Here is a 17,191-nt window from a genome sequence, read left to right as displayed (position 1 = left end):
GCGCTCGCCCCTCCGTGCCCGTGGCACGAGGGGTTTTTTCATGACCGGGGACCGCCAGGGACCCCCACGGACACCACACCGCGCCGCACGCCCACCCCCTCGCCCAGGGAGATCGACCAGATGAGCACCACCGCCACCGCCACCGCCGCTGCTGGTGAGGACGCCCCCACCCACATCGCCGCCGAGTCCGTCGCCGGTGTGGAGTCCACCGACCGCTCCCTCGCCGAGGCCGCGCACCAGCCCGCCACCGGGATCACCGGGGCGCAGAGCCTGGTCCGCTCGCTCGAGGCCGTCGGCGTCGACCTGGTCTTCGGTCTCCCCGGCGGGGCGATCCTGCCGCTGTACGACCCGCTCTTCGACTCCAGCGTCCGGCACGTGCTGGTCCGCCACGAGCAGGGTGCCGGGCACGCCGCCACCGGGTACGCCCAGGCCACCGGCCGGGTCGGCGTCTGCATCGCCACCTCGGGCCCCGGCGCCACCAACCTGGTGACGCCGCTGGCCGACGCCTACATGGACTCCGTGCCGATGGTCGCCATCACCGGCCAGGTCGCCAGCGGGTTCATCGGGACCGACGCCTTCCAGGAGGCCGACATCCGCGGCATCACGATGCCGATCACCAAGCACAACTTCCTGGTCAGCGATGCCGCCGAGATCCCGCAGCGGATCGCCGAGGCCTTCCACCTGGCCTCCACCGGCCGGCCCGGCCCGGTCCTGGTCGACGTCCCCAAGGACGTCCTGCAGGCCACCACCGACTTCTCCTGGCCGCCGCGGATCGACCTGCCCGGCTACAAGCCGACCACCCGCCCGCACGGCAAGCAGGTCCGCGAGGCCGCCTCGGTCGTCCAGGCGGCCTCCCGGCCGGTGCTCTACGTCGGCGGTGGCGTGCTCAAGGCCGGCGCCAGCGAGGTCCTGGCGCAGCTGGCCGAGCTGACCGGTGCCCCCGTCGTCACCACGCTGATGGCCCGCGGGGCGTTCCCCGACAGCCACCCCCAGCACCTGGGCATGCCCGGCATGCACGGCACGGTCACCGCGGTGACCGCGCTGCAGAAGGCCGACGTGCTCATCGCCCTGGGCGCCCGCTTCGACGACCGGGTCACCGGGCAGCTGTCCAGCTTCGCCCCCGGCGCGACCGTCGTGCACGCCGACATCGACCCGGCCGAGATCGGCAAGAACCGCAAGGCCGACGTGCCGATCGTGGGCGACGCGAAGGAGACGATCACCGAGCTGATCGCCGCGCTGACCGCGCTGCAGGCCGAGCAGGGCCGCCCCGACCTCGCCGAGTGGTGGGTCCAGCTGGACCGCTGGCGCGAGACGTACCCGCTGGGCTACGACCTGCCCGAGGACGGCGCGCTGAGCCCGCAGTACGTCATCGAGCGCCTCGGTGCGATCGCCGGTCCCGACGCCGTCTACTGCGCCGGCGTCGGCCAGCACCAGATGTGGGCCGCCCAGTTCGTGAAGTACGAGAAGCCGGGCACCTGGCTCAACAGCGGCGGCCTGGGCACCATGGGCTACGCCGTCCCCGCGGCCATGGGCGCCAAGGCCGGTCGCCCCGAGGCCACCGTGTGGGCGATCGACGGCGACGGCTGCTTCCAGATGACCAACCAGGAGCTGGCCACCTGCGCGATCGAGGGCATCCCGGTCAAGGTCGCCGTGATCAACAACGGCAACCTGGGCATGGTGCGGCAGTGGCAGACCCTCTTCTACGAGGGCCGCTACTCCAACACCAAGCTGCAGCACCGCGGCTCGGGCGGCGGGGACACCACCGCGCCGCGCTCGGTGCGCATCCCGGACTTCGTCGCCCTGGCCGAGGCGCTGGGTTGCGTGGGCCTGCGCTGCGAGACCGCCGAGGACGTCGACGCCACGATCGAGAAGGCCATGGCGATCAACGACCGCCCCGTGGTCATCGACTTCATCGTCGGCTCCGACGCCCAGGTCTGGCCGATGGTCGCCGCCGGCGCCAGCAACGACGACATCCTCGCCGCCCGGGACCTCCGTCCGGTCTTCGGCGCCGACCAGGTGTAGGACCCTCTCTCCCCCCACGACTCGCAGGCTCGCCGCGGGCCCCTGAGAGGGGGCCGGCACTGCACGAAGGAACGAGGTCCACCCCATGCCCCGCCACACCCTCTCCGTCCTGGTCGAGAACAAGTCCGGTGTGCTGGCCCGCGTCTCGGCGCTGTTCAGCCGCCGCGGGTTCAACATCGAGTCCCTCGCCGTCGGGCCGACCGAGAACCCCGACCTGTCCCGGATGACGATCGTCGTCGACGTCGAGGCCCAGCCGCTGGAGCAGATCACCAAGCAGCTGAACAAGCTGATCGAGGTCATCAAGATCGTCGAGCTCGACGGTGCCTCGGTCCAGCGCGAGCTGCTGCTGGTCAAGGTCCGGGCGCCGCTGGCCGACCGGGTCACCGTGCTGCAGACCGCCGAGCTCTTCCGGGCCCGGGTGATCGACGTCAACACCGACACCGTGACCCTCGAGGCCACCGGCACCCCCGAGAAGCTCCAGGCCCTGCTCGCCGTCCTCGCCCCGATGGGGATCAAGGAGATGGCGCAGTCGGGCACCGTCGCCCTGGGCCGCGGTCCGCGGTCCATGTCCGGCGCCGGTACCTTGCGCTCCGCGTAGCCGAAGACCCCAGCCCCGCACGCAGCCCCTCACGAGGCCCCCGCGAGGGGGCCGTTCCACCCGCTCACCTACCGAAGGAGCCCCACCGCATGGCCGCCGAGATCTTCTACGACGACGACGCCGACCTGTCGATCATCCAGGGGCGCACCGTCGCCGTCATCGGCTACGGCAGCCAGGGCCACGCCCACTCGCTGTCGCTGCGCGACTCCGGCGTGGACGTCCGCGTCGGCCTGCCCGAGGGCTCGAAGTCCCGCGCCAAGGCCGAGGCCGAGGGCCTGCGCGTCGTGACCCCCGCTGAGGCGGCCGCCGAGGCCGACCTGATCATGGTCCTGGCGCCCGACCACGTGCAGCGGAAGCTCTACGCCGAGTCGATCGAGCCCAACCTGCAGGACGGCGACGCGCTGTTCTTCGGCCACGGCTTCAACATCCGCTTCGGCTACATCAAGCCCCCGGCCGGCGTCGACGTCGCCATGGTCGCCCCCAAGGGCCCCGGTCACCTGGTGCGCCGCGAGTTCGTCGACGGCAAGGGCGTGCCCTGCCTCATCGCCGTCGACCAGGACGCCTCCGGCTCGGCCCAGGCCCTGGCGCTGTCCTACGCCAAGGCCATCGGCGGCGCCCGCGCCGGCGTCATCAAGACGACCTTCGCCGAGGAGACCGAGACCGACCTGTTCGGCGAGCAGGCCGTGCTCTGCGGTGGCATGTCCGCCCTGGTGCAGGCCGGGTTCGAGACCCTCACCGAGGCCGGCTACCAGCCCGAGATCGCCTACTTCGAGTGCCTGCACGAGCTCAAGCTGATCGTCGACCTGATGTACGAGGGCGGCATCGCCAAGCAGCGCTGGTCGGTCTCGGACACCGCCGAGTACGGCGACTACACCTCCGGCCCCCGGGTGGTGGACGCGCGCGTCAAGGAGACGATGGGCCAGGTCCTCAAGGACATCCAGGACGGCACCTGGGCCGCGGCGTTCATCGCCGACCAGGACGCCGGCGCCCCGGACTTCACGGCCAAGCGGGCCGCCGCCGAGGCGCACCCGATCGAGGAGACCGGCCGCCAGCTGCGCGGCCTGATGTCCTGGGTCTCGGCGTCCGACGACTACACCGGCAGCGCCCAGCGCTGACCCCCGCCCGACGACGACGGCCGCCTCCCCGTGTGGGGAGGCGGCCGTCGGCCGTTCGTGGGGGAGGGGGGTCCTCGGACCGGGCGATCAGACCGGGGTGCCGCGCGGCGGGGCCCAGGCCTGCACCTCGGGACGGCGCATGCACAGCACCACCCCGACCGCGAGGACCAGCAGCAGCACCGACAGCACGTCGAAACCGATGCCCAGGACCAGCGACAGCACCAGGTTGACCGCCCACACGACGGCCAGCGCGAGGCCCACGACGGTCAGCACCCGGCCGCTGCGACCACGCACCGCCTGCACCGCGCCCAGCACCGACGCCGCGGACAGCACCAGGTAACCGAGCCCGACGGCGAGCGCCGGCAGGTTGCCGCCCATCCCGAAGCTGAGCCCGGACAGGCCCGGCAACAGGCAGAACAGCGCCTGCAGGGCCGCGAGCGCCGCGGCCGCGACCACCGCCGGCGGGGGACGACGGCCGGCGACCCCGCCGGTGGGTGCGGAGGGGGAGGTCACGGGGTCCCGCGGGAGGCGAACCACTGCTGCGCCGGCGGCTGGCGCACCAGGAACACGATGGCGCCGGCGCCGGTGAGCCCCAGCAGGCCCGAGGCGGTGAAGCCGTTGCCCAGCACGATGTTCAGCGCCAGGGTCAGCACCCAGATGGCGATGACCCCGAAGGCGCCGTAGAGCAGCAGCTCGGGCCGGCCGCCCTTGAGCGTGCGGATCCCGCCCACCAGCAGAGCCAGCGACACCGCGATGCCGATGACGGTGAGCACGATGCCGAAGCCGGAGATCTCCACCCCCACCGAGCTGGCCGCCAGCAGGCCGACGACGTTGAGCAGCACGGACAGCCCGCCGATCACGATGCCGATCACCGAGGCCGAGGTGACCTGCGGCGGCCGGGCCCCGGTGGTGTACCCCCCGGGCGTCAGGGGCGCGTTGCCCGGACCGGGCTGGCCCCAGGCCGGTGGCTGGGAGCCGTACGCCGGCGGCTGGGAGCCGTAGGAGGGGGGCTGGGCGCCCTGACCGGGCTGCTGCCAGTCCTCGCGCGGACCGTCGGGCGGGGTGGGGGTGCTCATGTCTGGGTCTCCCGGTGGTGGGGTGGTGGGTGCCCGGAGGCGGGGGTCAGCGGGCGCGCAGAGCGCGGGTCAGCGGGCGCGCAGAGCGCGGTGCGCCGCGAAGTACTGGGACGCCGAGCCCACCGACAGCAGGACGACGATGGCGACAGCGGCGCCGAAGAACAGCAGCGACACCACCACGTCACCGGCCGAGGTGGCGTCGGCGAGGTTGCCGATCAGGCCGATCCCGGTCACCAGGACCGACACCGAGGCGGCGACGATCAGCAGCACCCGGCTGCGCCCGCTCAGCGCCCAGACGGACCCCCAGATGACCAGCACGGTCCAGGCGAGGGCCAGCAGGCCGGCGATGATCAGGAACCCGGCGATCGCACCGAGCGCGCCGCCGAGGCCGGGGACGACGTCGTCGAGCTCGGCGGCGCCGACGCCGGACCCGGCGCCCACGACCACCGAGCCCACGACCAGCAACAGGCCGGTCACCAGCACGCCCAGCGCACCGAACACAAACCCGAGGACCGCGGCCGTGATGACCCCGCCGGGCTTGGCCGGCGCGGCCTGCCCGGCGCCGAAGGGCTGCCCGTAGGCGACCGGCCCGTACCCCTGCTGGCCGTACCCCTGCTGGCCGTACCCCTGTTGCCCGTACCCCTGCTGGCCGTATGGCTCCGGCCCGGGGCTCTGCTGGCCGTAGCCCTGCTGGCCGCCGTACTGCTGGTCGCCGTACTGCTGGGCCCCGTACTGCTGGCCGCCGTGCTGCTGCGCCCCGTACTGCTGGCCGCCGTACTGCTGCGCCCCGTACTGCGGCTGCCCGGAGGAGGGGGAGTCGTACTGCGGCTGCCCGTACTGCTGCTGGCCGTACTGGGGGGCGGCGGACTCCCGCGTGGCGTCGCGCTCCCACGAGCCCTGCCCGGACGACGTCCCCCGGTCGAACGGGGAGGTCTCCGTCCGGCTCGTCTCGTCCTTCTCGTCGCTCATGGTCTCCTCCACGCGGGGCCGGGGAAGCCGCTGCGGCCACCGGCGGTGAACGCCCAGGATGGCTGGGCCACCGGCGACGGGCAAGCGAAGCGCACCCCCTGCGGGGTGGTGCCGGTGTGCCGTGCGGGTGGGCCGGGGACACCCAGGACGGGCCTCCGACCTGCTCGGTCCTAGGCTGTCCAGCCGTGACCACGTCTGCGCCCGTCGTCCTGATCGCCGAGGAGCTCGCCCCCAGTGCGCTGGAGGTGCTCGGCTCGGAGTTCGAGATCCGGCACGTCGACGGCGCCGACCGGGCCGCGCTGCTGCCCGCCCTCGCCGACGCCGCGGCCGTGATGGTCCGCAGCGCCACCACGATCGACGCCGAGGCACTCGCCGCCGCCCCCCACCTCAAGGTGGTCGCCCGGGCCGGCATCGGGCTGGACAACGTCGACGTCCCGGCCGCCACCGCGCGCGGGGTCATGGTCGTCAACGCCCCCACCTCGAACATCGTCAGTGCCGCCGAGCACGCCGTCGCGCTGCTGCTGGCGGCCGCCCGGCACATCGCCGCCGCCGACGCCTCGCTGCGCGAGGGCACCTGGAAGCGGTCGAAGTTCACCGGTGTGGAGGTGACCGAGAAGACCGTCGGCGTCGTCGGCCTGGGCCGCATCGGCGTGCTGGTCGCCCAGCGCCTGGCCGCCTTCGGCGTCACGCTCATCGCCTACGACCCCTACATCCAGCCCGGTCGCGCCGCCCAGCTCGGGGTGCGGCTGGTGTCGCTGGAGGACCTCCTCCGCGAGTCGGACTTCATCACGATCCACCTGCCCAAGACCCCCGAGACCCTGGGCATGATCGGGGCCGAGCAGCTGGCCATGACCAAGCGCGGCGTGATCATCGTCAACGCCGCCCGCGGTGGTCTGGTCGAGGAGGCCGCCCTGGCCGACGCGCTGCAGTCGGGTCAGGTGGGCGCGGCGGGCATCGACGTCTACGCCAAGGAGCCGTGCACGGACAGCCCGCTCTTCGCCCTCCCCAACGTCGTCGTCACCCCGCACCTGGGCGCCTCCACCACCGAGGCCCAGGACAAGGCCGGCACCGCCGTCGCCCGCAGCGTCCGCCTGGCCCTGCAGGGCGACTTCGTGCCCGACGCGGTGAACGTCCAGGCCGGCGGGGTCGTCGCGCAGGACGTCCGCCCGGGGCTGCCGCTGGCCGAGAAGCTGGGCCGGGTCTTCACCGCCGTCGCCGGTGGGCTGGCCCAGTCGGTGTCGGTGGAGGTGCTGGGCAAGATCGCCGAGTTCGACGTCTCCGTCGTCCAGCTCGCCGTGCTGCGTGGGGTCTTCACCGACGTCGTCGAGGAGCAGGTCAGCTACGTCAACGCCCCGCTGCTGGCCGAGGCCCGTGGTCTGGACGTCACGCTGAGCCAGGACGTCGAGAGCCCGCACTACCGCAACCTGATCTCGGTCCGCGGGGCGATGGCCGACGGCACCGAGGTGGCCGTCTCCGGCACGCTCTACGGCAAGAACCAGGTGCCCAAGCTGACCGAGGTGGGCGGCTTCGAGATCGACCTCGAAGCCAAGGGCCACCTGTTGTTCTTCACCTACGCCGACCGTCCGGGCGTCGTGGGCACGGTGGGTGCCGCGCTGGGCGAGGCCGGGGTCAACATCGCCGGGGCGCAGGTCAGCCGCACCACGCAGGGCGGCGACGCCCTGATGGCGGTCACCGTCGACAGCGAGGTCAGCAGTGAGCTGCTCGCCGACATCGCCGGTCGCATCGGTGCCCGTGAGGCCCGCGCGGCCGACCTCGACCCGATCTGATCCGCCGCGCCCGCAAGGGCGCACCGCACGTCTCCGGGAGGCGGCGTCGACCACACGGTCGGCGCCGCCTCCTGGCGTGTCCGGCCCTCCCCGGTCTGCACAGGTCCCGGCCGGGGGACTGCCAGCGGGCGGCCAGGTGGGTCGTTGAACGCTGGTCCACCCCGCCGTCCGGCGTCGGGCGGTTGGGCCGAGTGCCGACGTCCCCGGGCCGTCTGCCGATGGTTGCGTGCACATCGGAGGAACGAGTCGTTCCGCTGAGCCGTGTGCACAGCGCAGGACGCCGTCGCTGGGCCGTTCGGCCCATTGCTCCTTAGCAATGCACACGACCACGCTCTAGGTGCTCTCTGGTGGCGACCGGGTGAACACGGGGAGTCGCCGCCGGATCCGATCCAGAACACCGCTGACAGGGGTGCACGTGGTTCCCAGGACGAGAAGCACCACCCGGGAGGGACGCGACCGCGTCCTCGCCCGGAGCGGGGTCGTCGCCATCGCGGCGGCCCTCACGATGACCGCGGGGGCCGGCACGTCGCTGGCCGCCCCGGCCGACGTCGCCGCGCGGGCCGGCCAGGAGCCGATCACCCTCACCGGCGACCAGCTCCAGCAGGTCCAGCAGCAGCTCGACGCCCGCCGGGACGGCTCCCGGCCCGCCGGCGTCCCCGCCAGCGGCCCCGCGTCGTTCTTCGTCGAGACGGCCACCCCGTCCACGTCGGAGGTCTTCACCGACACGCTGCCCGCGGGCGAGGCCGCCGCCGGTGCCGCCGCCGCCGCCGCGCAGCCGGCCGCCGAGGCCGCCGCGTCCCGGGTCGCCGCCGAGGTGCCCGGCGCGGTCCCCGCCGCCCAGGTGCTCTACACGACCACCACCGTGCTCTCCGGGGTCGCCGTCCGCGCCGACGCCGCGGACTACGAGGCGCTCGCCGCCCTGCCCGACGTCGTCGCCGTCCACCCGATCACGCCCAAGGAGGTCAGCAACACCGGCGCCGCCGGTGTCGTGCAGGCCGTCCAGGCGTGGCAGGACCTCGGCAACACCGGTGAGGGCGTCTCGATCGGCGTCATCGACACCGGCATCGACTACACCCACAGCGACTTCGGCGGCAGTGGGAGCGTGGACCAGTTCACGACCCTGCAGTCCTACGAGGCGCAGCCGGCGCCGGCGGGGGTCTACCCCAACGCCAAGGTCGTCGGCGGCTACGACTTCGTCGGCGACAGCTACAACGCCGACCCGACCAGCCCGACCTACCAGCCCGAGGCCCGGCCCGACCTCAACCCGCTGGACTGCAACGGCCACGGCACCCACGTCGCCGGCACGTCCGCCGGGTACGGCGTCAACGCCGACGGCACCACCTACACCGCCGGCTACGACGGCGGCGTCCCCGCGGACCTGCGCATCGGCCCGGGCATGGCGCCCGGCGCCGAGCTCTACGCGCTGAAGGTCTTCGGCTGCGACGGCTCGACCGACGTCACCATGCAGGCGATCGAGTGGGCGCTGGACCCCAACGGCGACGGTGACCCCTCCGACCACCTCGACGTCGTCAACCTCTCCCTCGGCTCGGACTACGGCCTGGCCGACGACGCCGACTCCGTGGCCATCGACCGCGCCATGGAGCTGGGCATGCTGGCCGTGCTCGCCGCCGGCAACGCCGGGGACAGCTACGACATCGGCGGCTCGCCGGGCAACGCCCCGCGCGGCATCGGCGTCGCCGCCAGCAACGACGGCTACGGCGTCTTCGACGGCTGGCAGGTCACCGCGCCCACCGGCGTCGTGGACGGCGTCCGGCCGGGTCTGCGTTCGATCGCCTACAGCGACCGGGACGCCGCCGGGGCCACCAAGCCCGACGTCACCGGCGACCTGCTGCTGCCCCCGGCGGGCAACGAGTCGGCCTGTGCGCCGATCCCGGCCGGGTACGCCACCGGGCGGGTCCTGCTGATCGAGGCCGACGGCTTCGCCTGCGGGTCCGTCGCCAAGGGCACCAACGCCGCCGCCGCCGGTGCCGCGGGCTTCCTCATCGTCGCCGACGACGACCTGCTCGAGACCGGCATCACCGGTGTCGCCCAGGTCCCCGGGATCCTGGTCACCGCGACCGACGGCGAGGCCGTGCGCGCCGCCGTCGCCGGCGGGCAGACGGTCACCGTCACCTTCGGGCCCAGCCTGGCCGGCGCCTCGACCTACACCAACCCGGACCAGGTCGACCTGCTGGCCTCGTTCTCCTCGCGGGGCACCCGCCAGGAGGACGGCGCCAAGCCCGACGTGAGCGCCCCCGGCGTCACGCTGTTCTCCGCGGCCGTCGGCTCGGGCTCGGGCGGCGTCAGCGAGTCCGGCACCTCGATGGCCTCCCCGACCGCCGCCGGCGTCACCGCGCTCATCCGTGCGGCGCACCCGGACTGGACCACCGAGGAGGTCAAGGCCGACCTGATGAACACGGCGACCCACGACCTGTACACCGAGCCGGGTCAGACCGGTGAGGTCTACGGGCCCAACCGGGTCGGGGCCGGGCGCATCGACGCCCCGGCTGCGCTGCGCAACCAGGTGCTGGCCTACGCCGAGGCCGGATCCGGTGTCGTGACCGCGTCCTTCGGCGTGGTCGAGGTCGACGCCGAGCGGGTCACCGCGACCAAGACCATCACCGTGGACAACAAGGGCCGCAACGCCGCGGTCTACCGGGTCGCCTACGACGCCCTGGTCGACCAGCCCGGCGTCCGGTACGCGCTGTCGGCCCAGCGGCTCACCGTCCCCCCGGGGCAGAGCCGCACGGTGACGATCACGATGACCGCCACCCAGGACCAGCTGCTCAAGGTCGCCGACCCCACCGTCGTCACCGACGACGGCCGTCAGTTCCTCGGCGAGGCCAGCGGTCGCGTCGTCCTCACCCCGGCCAACAACCGGGGCGAGACGCTGCGGGTGCCGGTGCACGCCAACCCCAAGCCGGCCTCCACGCTCACCGCGTCGGCCGCCGAGGACGGCTCGGCCATCACCCTCACCGGTGAGGGCGTGGCCAACGGCCCGGCCCTGGACCCGACCAGCTACACCTCGCTGGTCAGCGGGTTCGAGCAGCTGGGCACCAGCCCGCAGATGCCGCGGTGCGACGCCGAGGCGCTGAGCAGCTGCTACAAGACCGAGCTGGAGCGCTCCGTCGACCTGGCCGCGGTCGGGGTCGCCTCCGACGTGCAGCAGTCCGGCGACGACCCGGGCCTGTACTTCGCGGTCTCCGCGCACGGCCGGTTCACCTCGGCGGAGACGGCCGTGAACTACGGCGTCTTCCTCGACGCGACCGGTGACGGCGTCTGGGACTACCAGGTCACCACCACCCGGATCGCGGACTACGACGTCCCGCTGGTCGTCATCACCGACCGGGACTTCGCCCTGGTCGGGCCGGGTGGGGAGCCGTACGTGGCGCCGATGAACCTCTACGACGGGCTCGTCGACACCAACGCCTTCGACTCCGACGTCCAGGTGCTCGGGGTGCCGCTGTCGGCGCTGCCGGAGGTGTCGGGCCGGATCACCTTCGGGGTCCAGTCCGCCAGCTACGCCGGCACGGTGGACGACGTCGGCACGGTCAGCACCCCGACCGGGCCCGAGCTCGCGGCGCAGCCGATGAGCTTCGACCCGACCGCCCCGGGCCTGTCCTTCGACGTCGACGGCGAGTCGGCGATGCTGGCGCCGGTCACCGACGGGACGACGCTGACCGTCACCCAGGACGCCGCCTCCTACGCCGCGGACGCTGCGGTGGGCGGGGACGCGGGCGCGATGGTCGTGCTGCACCAGAACAGCGGTGCAGCCGGTCGGACCCAGTCGGTCGGCATCGCGCCGGCCGCCGGGGACGCCACGGTGACACCGGCGCCGCCGGCCGAGGGCACCCCGGTCGACCCGACGCCGCCGGACGAGCAGGTGACCGAGCCCCCCGCGGCCCCGGTGACCCAGACGCCGGCAGCCGAGGCACCCGCCACCGAGGCACCCGCTGCGGAGGCACCCGCCACCGAGGCACCCGCCAGCACGGAGGCGCCGCCCGCCGGCTGACCCCCGGCAGCAGCCCCGACACCGACGCCCCCCGCGTGCACCACCTGCGGGGGGCGTCGGTGCGTCCGGGTGCCGGTCCTGACCTGCGCGGGCACTAGCCTCTTGCCTCATGCGCCTGGCAGTGATCCCTGGAGACGGCATCGGCCCCGAAGTGGTGGCCGAGGGCCTCAAGGTCCTGGGCGAGGTCGCCCCGGACGTCGAGACCACCACCTACGACCTGGGCGCCGCGCGCTGGCAGCGGACCGGTGAGCTGCTGCCGGACACCGTGCTCGACGAGCTGCGCCAGCACGACGCGATCCTGCTCGGCGCGGTCGGTGACCCCAGCGTGCCCGCCGGCATCCTGGAGCGCGGGCTGCTGCTCAAGCTGCGCTTCGAGCTCGACCACCACGTCAACCTGCGCCCGGCCAAGCTGTACGACGGCGTGACCAGCCCGCTGGCCAGCCCCGGCGAGATCGACATGCTGTGTGTCCGCGAGGGCACCGAGGGCCCCTACGTGGGCAACGGCGGCGTCCTGCGCCGCGACACCCCGCACGAGGTCGCCACCGAGGTCAGCCTGAACACCGCGTTCGGGGTGGAGCGGGTCGTCCGGTACGCCTTCGAGCGCGCCGTCCTGCGCCCCCGCAAGCACCTGACGCTGATCCACAAGACCAACGTGCTGACCCACGCCGGGTCGCTGTGGTCGCGCACGGTGGAGGAGCTGTCGGTGGAGTTCCCCGACGTCGCGGTCGCCTACCAGCACGTCGACGCTGCGGCGATGTTCTTCGTGACCGACCCCAGCCGGTACGACGTCATCGTCACCGACAACCTCTTCGGCGACATCGTCACCGACGTGGCCGCCGCCGTGACCGGGGGCATCGGGCTGGCCGCCAGCGGCAACCTGGACGCCTCGGGCGTGAACCCCTCGATGTTCGAGCCGGTGCACGGCTCGGCGCCCGACATCGCCGGGCAGGGCAAGGCCGACCCCACGGCCACCGTGCTGTCGGTCGGGTTGCTGCTGGACCACCTGGGCCGAGCCGACCAGGCCCGCCGGGTCAACGCCGCGGTCGCCTTCGACCTGTCCACCCGGGACCCGCGCGCCGCCGTCCGCACGTCGGAGGTCGGCGACCGGCTGGCCGCCCTCGCCGGCGGCTGATCCGACCCGCACCGTCGCCCCGTGGGCGCGCACCCCTCCGCGGGTGCGCGCCCACGCTGCTGTCCGGGGGACCCGGGCGGCCTCGTGGCGCACGCGCGCCGCCGGTGCGCGCCCACGCGGGTCGCGAGCCCGGGACGGCGGCGAGGGACCGGGGCGCGCAGCCCCGCGGCTGGTGCGCGCCCACGCGGTCCCCGGGCCCTGGACGGCGGAGTGGGCGCGCACCCGCGCTGTCGGTGCGCACCCGTGCGCCGAACAGGGGCCGGGACCGGCGCGTCGCGGACGGCGGGCGCCCCCGGGCGCTTGCCCCTCGCGGACCGCGGGTGCCACCATCTGCGGCGATGCACACCGTCGGCACGATCATCACCTAGCGCGCAGTCCGCTCCCCGACTGCGCGCCGACCCTCCGTACCCCGGGGGGTTTTTTCGTGTCCGGCCCCGCACACCCCTCGAGAGGCACCCCGTGACCGAGCAGCAGACCCCCGTCGGCCCCGTCGGCCCCGTCGTCCAGGTCTTCGACACCACCCTGCGCGACGGCGCCCAGCGCGAGGGCATCACCTACTCGGTGGCCGACAAGCTCGCCGTCGCCCGGCTGCTCGACGACGTCGGGGTCTCCTACATCGAGGGCGGCTGGCCCGGGGCCCTGCCCAAGGACACCGAGTTCTTCGCCCGCGCCCGCACCGAGCTCACGCTGCGGCACGCGGTGCTGGTCGCCTTCGGCGCCACCCGCAAGGCCGGGGTCGCGGTGGAGGACGACGCCCAGGTGCGGGCGCTGCTGGACTCCGGGGCACCGGTGGTCTGCCTGGTCGCCAAGTCCGACCTGCGGCACGTCCGGGACGCCCTGCGCACCACGCCGGAAGAGAACTTGGCCATGGTGGCCGACACGGTCGCCTTCCTGGTCGGCCACGGCCGGCGGGTGTTCGTCGACTGCGAGCACTTCTTCGACGGGTACGCCGTCGACCCCGACCACGGGGTCGCTGTCCTGCGGGCCGCCTTCGCCGCCGGTGCCGAGGTCGGCGTGCTGTGCGACACCAACGGCGGGATGCTGCCCAGCGGCATCGGCCGGGTGGTCACCGACGTCCGGGCCCGGGTGGAGGGCCAGCTGGGCATCCACTGCCAGGACGACACCGGCTGCGCCGTCGCCAACTCCCTCGCCGCCGTCGAGGCCGGGGCCACCCAGGTCCAGGGGACGGCGAACGGCTACGGCGAGCGGGCCGGCAACGCCGACACCTTCACGCTGATCGGCAACCTGGTCACCAAGATGGGGCTCCCGGTCGTGCCGGAGGAGTGCCTGGCGGAGCTGAGCCGGGTCAGCCACGCGATCGCCGAGCTGGCCAACCTGACCCCCGACGACCACCAGCCCTTCGTCGGGGCCTCGGCGTTCGCGCACAAGGCGGGGCTGCACGCCAGCGCCATCAAGGTCAGCCCGGAGCTCTACAACCACCTGGACCCGGTGGTGGTCGGCAACGACATGCGCATCCTGGTCACCGAGATGGCCGGCCGGGCCTCGGTCGAGCTCAAGGGCCGCGAGCTCGGTGTCGACCTCGCCGGGCAGGGGGACGCCGTCGGCCGGGTGGTGGCCGCGGTGAAGGAGCGCGAGGCCCGGGGCTGGTCCTACGAGGCCGCCGACGCCTCCTTCGAGCTGCTGCTGCGCGGGGAGCTGCCCGGCGCCCCGGTACCGCTGTTCGAGCTGGAGAGCTGGCGGACCACCGTGGAGCACCGGGCCGACGGCCGGGTGGTCAGCGAGGCCGTCGTGAAGGTGCTGCTGCCCGACGGGGTCGGCGGCACCGAGCGGGTGGTCACCGTCGGCGAGGGCAACGGCCCGGTCAACGCCCTGGACACCGCGCTGCGGACGGCCCTGGTGGGCCGGTGGCCCCTGCTGGCCGACGTCGAGCTGGCCGACTACAAGGTCCGCATCCTGGGCTGGACCGGCGGCACCAGCGCCACCACCCGGGTGCTGGTGGACACCGCGGACAAGGCGGGGGAGTGGACCACCGTCGGGGTGCACGAGAACGTCGTCGAGGCCTCCTGGCTGGCGATGGTCGACGCCCTCACCTACGCCGTCCGGCTCCGCGGCTGATCAGCGCCGGCACGGGCGCGACCGCACGCCAGTAGCCTCGTCCCGTGCGCATCGTCCGTTACGCCTCACCCACCGGCATGTCCTTCGGCGTCCTCGACGGCGACGGTCAGGTCGCCCAGATCGAGGGCCACCCGTTCGGCCAGATCAGCTTCACCGGCCAGCGGCACGCCGCGGCCGACGTCCGGCTGCTGTCCCCGATCCTGCCCAGCAAGGTGGTGTGCGTCGGCAAGAACTACGCCGACCACGTCGCCGAGATGAAGACCGGTGACGCCCCGAGCGAGCCGCTGCTCTTCCTCAAGCCCTCCACCTCGGTGATCGGTCCCGGCGACGCGATCCGCATCCCGCCGGGCAGCACCAACGTGCACCACGAGGCCGAGCTGGCCGTCGTGATCGGTGCCCGCGGCGCCCGCCACGTCACCGAGGAGCAGGCGCTGGCCAGCGTCTTCGGCTACACGATCGGCAACGACGTCACCGAGCGGGACATGCAGCGCAGCGACAACCAGTGGACCCGCGCCAAGGGCTTCGACTCCTTCTGCCCGATCGGGCCGTGGATCGAGACCGACCTGGCCGGCATCGGCAAGGACCCGGCCGACCTGCAGGTCACCTGCACCGTGGACGGCGAGCTGCGCCAGGACGGCCGCACCAGCTCCCTGCTGTTCGGCATCCCCACGCTGATCTCCTACATCTCGCAGGTCATGACCCTGCTGCCCGGCGACGTGGTGCTCACCGGCACCCCGGCCGGCGTCGGCCCGCTGACCATCGGCGGCTCGGTCACCTGTGCCATCGAGGGCCTGGGCGAGCTGACCAACACCGTCACCGGCGCCGACACCGTCTCGACCGCCCGATGACGGCCCCCACGGGCGCCGTCCGGACCCGGTTCTGCCCCTCGCCGACCGGCACCGTGCACGTCGGGGTCATGCGCGCGGCGCTGTTCAACTGGGCCTACGCCAAGCACACCGGCGGTCAGTTCGTCTTCCGCATCGAGGACACCGACGCCGCGCGCAACACCGAGGAGTCCTACCGGCACCTGCTGGACAGCCTGCGCTGGCTGGGCCTGGACTGGGACGAGGGCCCCGAGGTCGGCGGCCCGCACGGCCCGTACCGGCAGTCCGAGCGCGGCGAGGTCTACCGCGACGTGCTCGCGAAGCTGGTCGAGGCAGGGCACGCCTACGAGTCCTTCTCCACCCCCGAGGAGGTCGCCGCCCGCCGGGTCGCGGCCGGGCAGGACCCCAAGCAGGGCTACGACGGCGCCGACCGGGAGACCACCGACGCCCAGCGGGCCGCGTACCTGGCGCAGGGCCGCTCCCCGGTCCTGCGGCTGCGGATGCCCGACCACGACCTGTCCTGGACCGACCTGGTCCGCGGCGAGGTCACCTTCGCCGCCGGCGCCGTCCCGGACTTCGTGCTGGCCCGCGCCGGCGGCCAGCCGCTCTACCCGCTGGTCAACCCGGTCGACGACGCCCTGATGGGCATCACCGACGTGCTGCGCGGGGAGGACCTGCTGTCCTCCACGCCCCGCCAGCTCGCGCTCTACGAGGCCCTCACCGACGTCGGCCTCGCCTCGGGCGCGCCCCGCTTCGGCCACCTGCCCCTGGTGATGGGCGAGGGCGCCAAGAAGCTGTCCAAGCGGGACCCCACGTCGAACCTGGACCTGTACCGCGAGCGCGGCTTCCTGCCCGAGGGCCTGGTCAACTACCTGGCCCTGCTGGGCTGGGCGATCGCCGAGGACCGGGACGTCTTCTCCCCGGCCGAGATGGTCGAGGCCTTCGACGTCCGGCGGGTCAGCCCCAACCCGGCGCGTTTCGACCTGAAGAAGGCCGAGGCGATCAACGCCACGCACCTGCGCGCGCTCCCGGTCGCCGACTTCGTCACCCGGGTGACGCCGTACCTGGCCGACGCCGGCCTGGTGGAGGCCACCCCGACCCCGGAGCAGCAGCGGGTGCTGGACGCCATCGCCCCCCTGGCCCAGGAGCGGATGGTCGTGCTCAGCGAGGCCGTCGGGCTGCTGGGCTTCCTCTTCGTGGACGAGGTCGTCTTCGACGAGGCCGCCGTCGCCAAGCAGCTGACCGGCCCCGACGCCGTCGAGGTGCTCGACGCCGCGACCGCTGCGCTGACCGCCCTCGACGACTGGACGACGCCGGCCCTGGAGGCCGCGCTCAAGCAGGCGCTGGTCGAGGAGCTGGGCCGCAAGCCGCGCCAGGCCTTCGGCCCGGTCCGGGTGGCGGTCAGCGGCCGGACGGTGTCCCCGCCGCTCTACGAGTCGATGGAGCTGCTGGGCCGGGACACCACCCTGGCCCGGCTGGCCGCGGCCCGGGAGGTCGCGGCGGCGTGATGCCCGGGGGAGCGGGGCAGCCGGCACCACCGCCGCCGCCCGGCGAGCTACAGGCCGGGCCCGAGGGTGGCT

Annotated in this window: 12 protein-coding genes; 9 read left to right on the top strand and 3 right to left on the bottom strand. The window is 73.8% G+C overall.

Features of this window, described 5'->3' with window-relative positions; genetic code table 11:
* Positions 1 to 120: 120 nt before the first annotated feature.
* From AC0IVP_RS02475 to ilvC, 3 genes are all read left to right on the top strand, one after another.
* Positions 121 to 2,022, top strand: a complete 1,902-nt coding sequence (locus AC0IVP_RS02475; RefSeq protein ID WP_471754302.1) for an acetolactate synthase large subunit — start codon at positions 121 to 123, stop codon at positions 2,020 to 2,022.
* Positions 2,023 to 2,107: 85 nt separating this feature from the next.
* The gene (gene ilvN, locus AC0IVP_RS02470) at positions 2,108 to 2,620 is read left to right on the top strand and encodes an acetolactate synthase small subunit (RefSeq protein ID WP_471754300.1); all 513 of its coding nucleotides are present in this window, start codon (positions 2,108 to 2,110) and stop codon (positions 2,618 to 2,620) included.
* A gap of 89 nt (positions 2,621 to 2,709) precedes the next feature.
* Complete coding sequence (ilvC, locus tag AC0IVP_RS02465) at positions 2,710 to 3,735, top strand: ketol-acid reductoisomerase (protein WP_056288282.1); 1,026 nt, start codon at positions 2,710 to 2,712, stop codon at positions 3,733 to 3,735.
* A gap of 87 nt (positions 3,736 to 3,822) precedes the next feature.
* On the opposite strand, the gene AC0IVP_RS02460 is transcribed toward ilvC, so the two are convergent.
* From AC0IVP_RS02460 to AC0IVP_RS02450, 3 genes are all read right to left on the bottom strand, one after another.
* The gene (locus AC0IVP_RS02460; protein ID WP_056288279.1) at positions 3,823 to 4,248 is read right to left on the bottom strand and encodes a hypothetical protein; all 426 of its coding nucleotides are present in this window, start codon (positions 4,246 to 4,248) and stop codon (positions 3,823 to 3,825) included.
* Entirely contained in the window at positions 4,245 to 4,811 is a 567-nt protein-coding gene (locus tag AC0IVP_RS02455; protein WP_471754298.1) for a hypothetical protein, read from the bottom strand. Before AC0IVP_RS02455 ends, AC0IVP_RS02460 begins: the two co-directional genes overlap by 4 nt.
* A 69-nt stretch (positions 4,812 to 4,880) precedes the next feature.
* Complete coding sequence (locus tag AC0IVP_RS02450; RefSeq protein ID WP_471754296.1) at positions 4,881 to 5,780, bottom strand: hypothetical protein; 900 nt, start codon at positions 5,778 to 5,780, stop codon at positions 4,881 to 4,883.
* A 185-nt stretch (positions 5,781 to 5,965) separates the two neighbouring features.
* Here AC0IVP_RS02450 and serA point away from each other — a divergent pair, with 185 nt between their 5' ends.
* From serA to gltX, 6 genes are all read left to right on the top strand, one after another.
* Complete coding sequence (serA, locus tag AC0IVP_RS02445; protein ID WP_056288271.1) at positions 5,966 to 7,567, top strand: phosphoglycerate dehydrogenase; 1,602 nt, start codon at positions 5,966 to 5,968, stop codon at positions 7,565 to 7,567.
* Between the two features lie 505 nt (positions 7,568 to 8,072).
* The gene (locus AC0IVP_RS02440; RefSeq protein ID WP_471754294.1) at positions 8,073 to 11,579 is read left to right on the top strand and encodes a S8 family serine peptidase; all 3,507 of its coding nucleotides are present in this window, start codon (positions 8,073 to 8,075) and stop codon (positions 11,577 to 11,579) included.
* Positions 11,580 to 11,688: 109 nt separating this feature from the next.
* Complete coding sequence (locus AC0IVP_RS02435; RefSeq protein WP_056288261.1) at positions 11,689 to 12,711, top strand: 3-isopropylmalate dehydrogenase; 1,023 nt, start codon at positions 11,689 to 11,691, stop codon at positions 12,709 to 12,711.
* Between the two features lie 459 nt (positions 12,712 to 13,170).
* A complete protein-coding gene (gene cimA / locus AC0IVP_RS02430; protein ID WP_471754292.1) occupies positions 13,171 to 14,787 on the top strand; it encodes a citramalate synthase in 1,617 nt (538 codons plus the stop codon).
* Positions 14,788 to 14,831: 44 nt separating this feature from the next.
* On the top strand, positions 14,832 to 15,635 hold the full coding sequence (locus AC0IVP_RS02425; protein ID WP_082556433.1) for a fumarylacetoacetate hydrolase family protein: 804 nt from the start codon (positions 14,832 to 14,834) through the stop codon (positions 15,633 to 15,635).
* Positions 15,632 to 17,119 (top strand): glutamate--tRNA ligase, encoded by a 1,488-nt coding sequence (gltX, locus tag AC0IVP_RS02420; protein ID WP_471754290.1) that lies wholly within the window; start codon positions 15,632 to 15,634, stop codon positions 17,117 to 17,119. The genes AC0IVP_RS02425 and gltX overlap by 4 nt, the downstream gene beginning before the upstream one ends.
* The last annotated feature ends 72 nt before the right edge of the window (positions 17,120 to 17,191 follow it).

The sequence above is a fragment of the Klenkia sp. AC732 genome (genome assembly GCF_979256525.1).
This window is presented reverse-complemented; position numbering and strand designations above follow the sequence as displayed.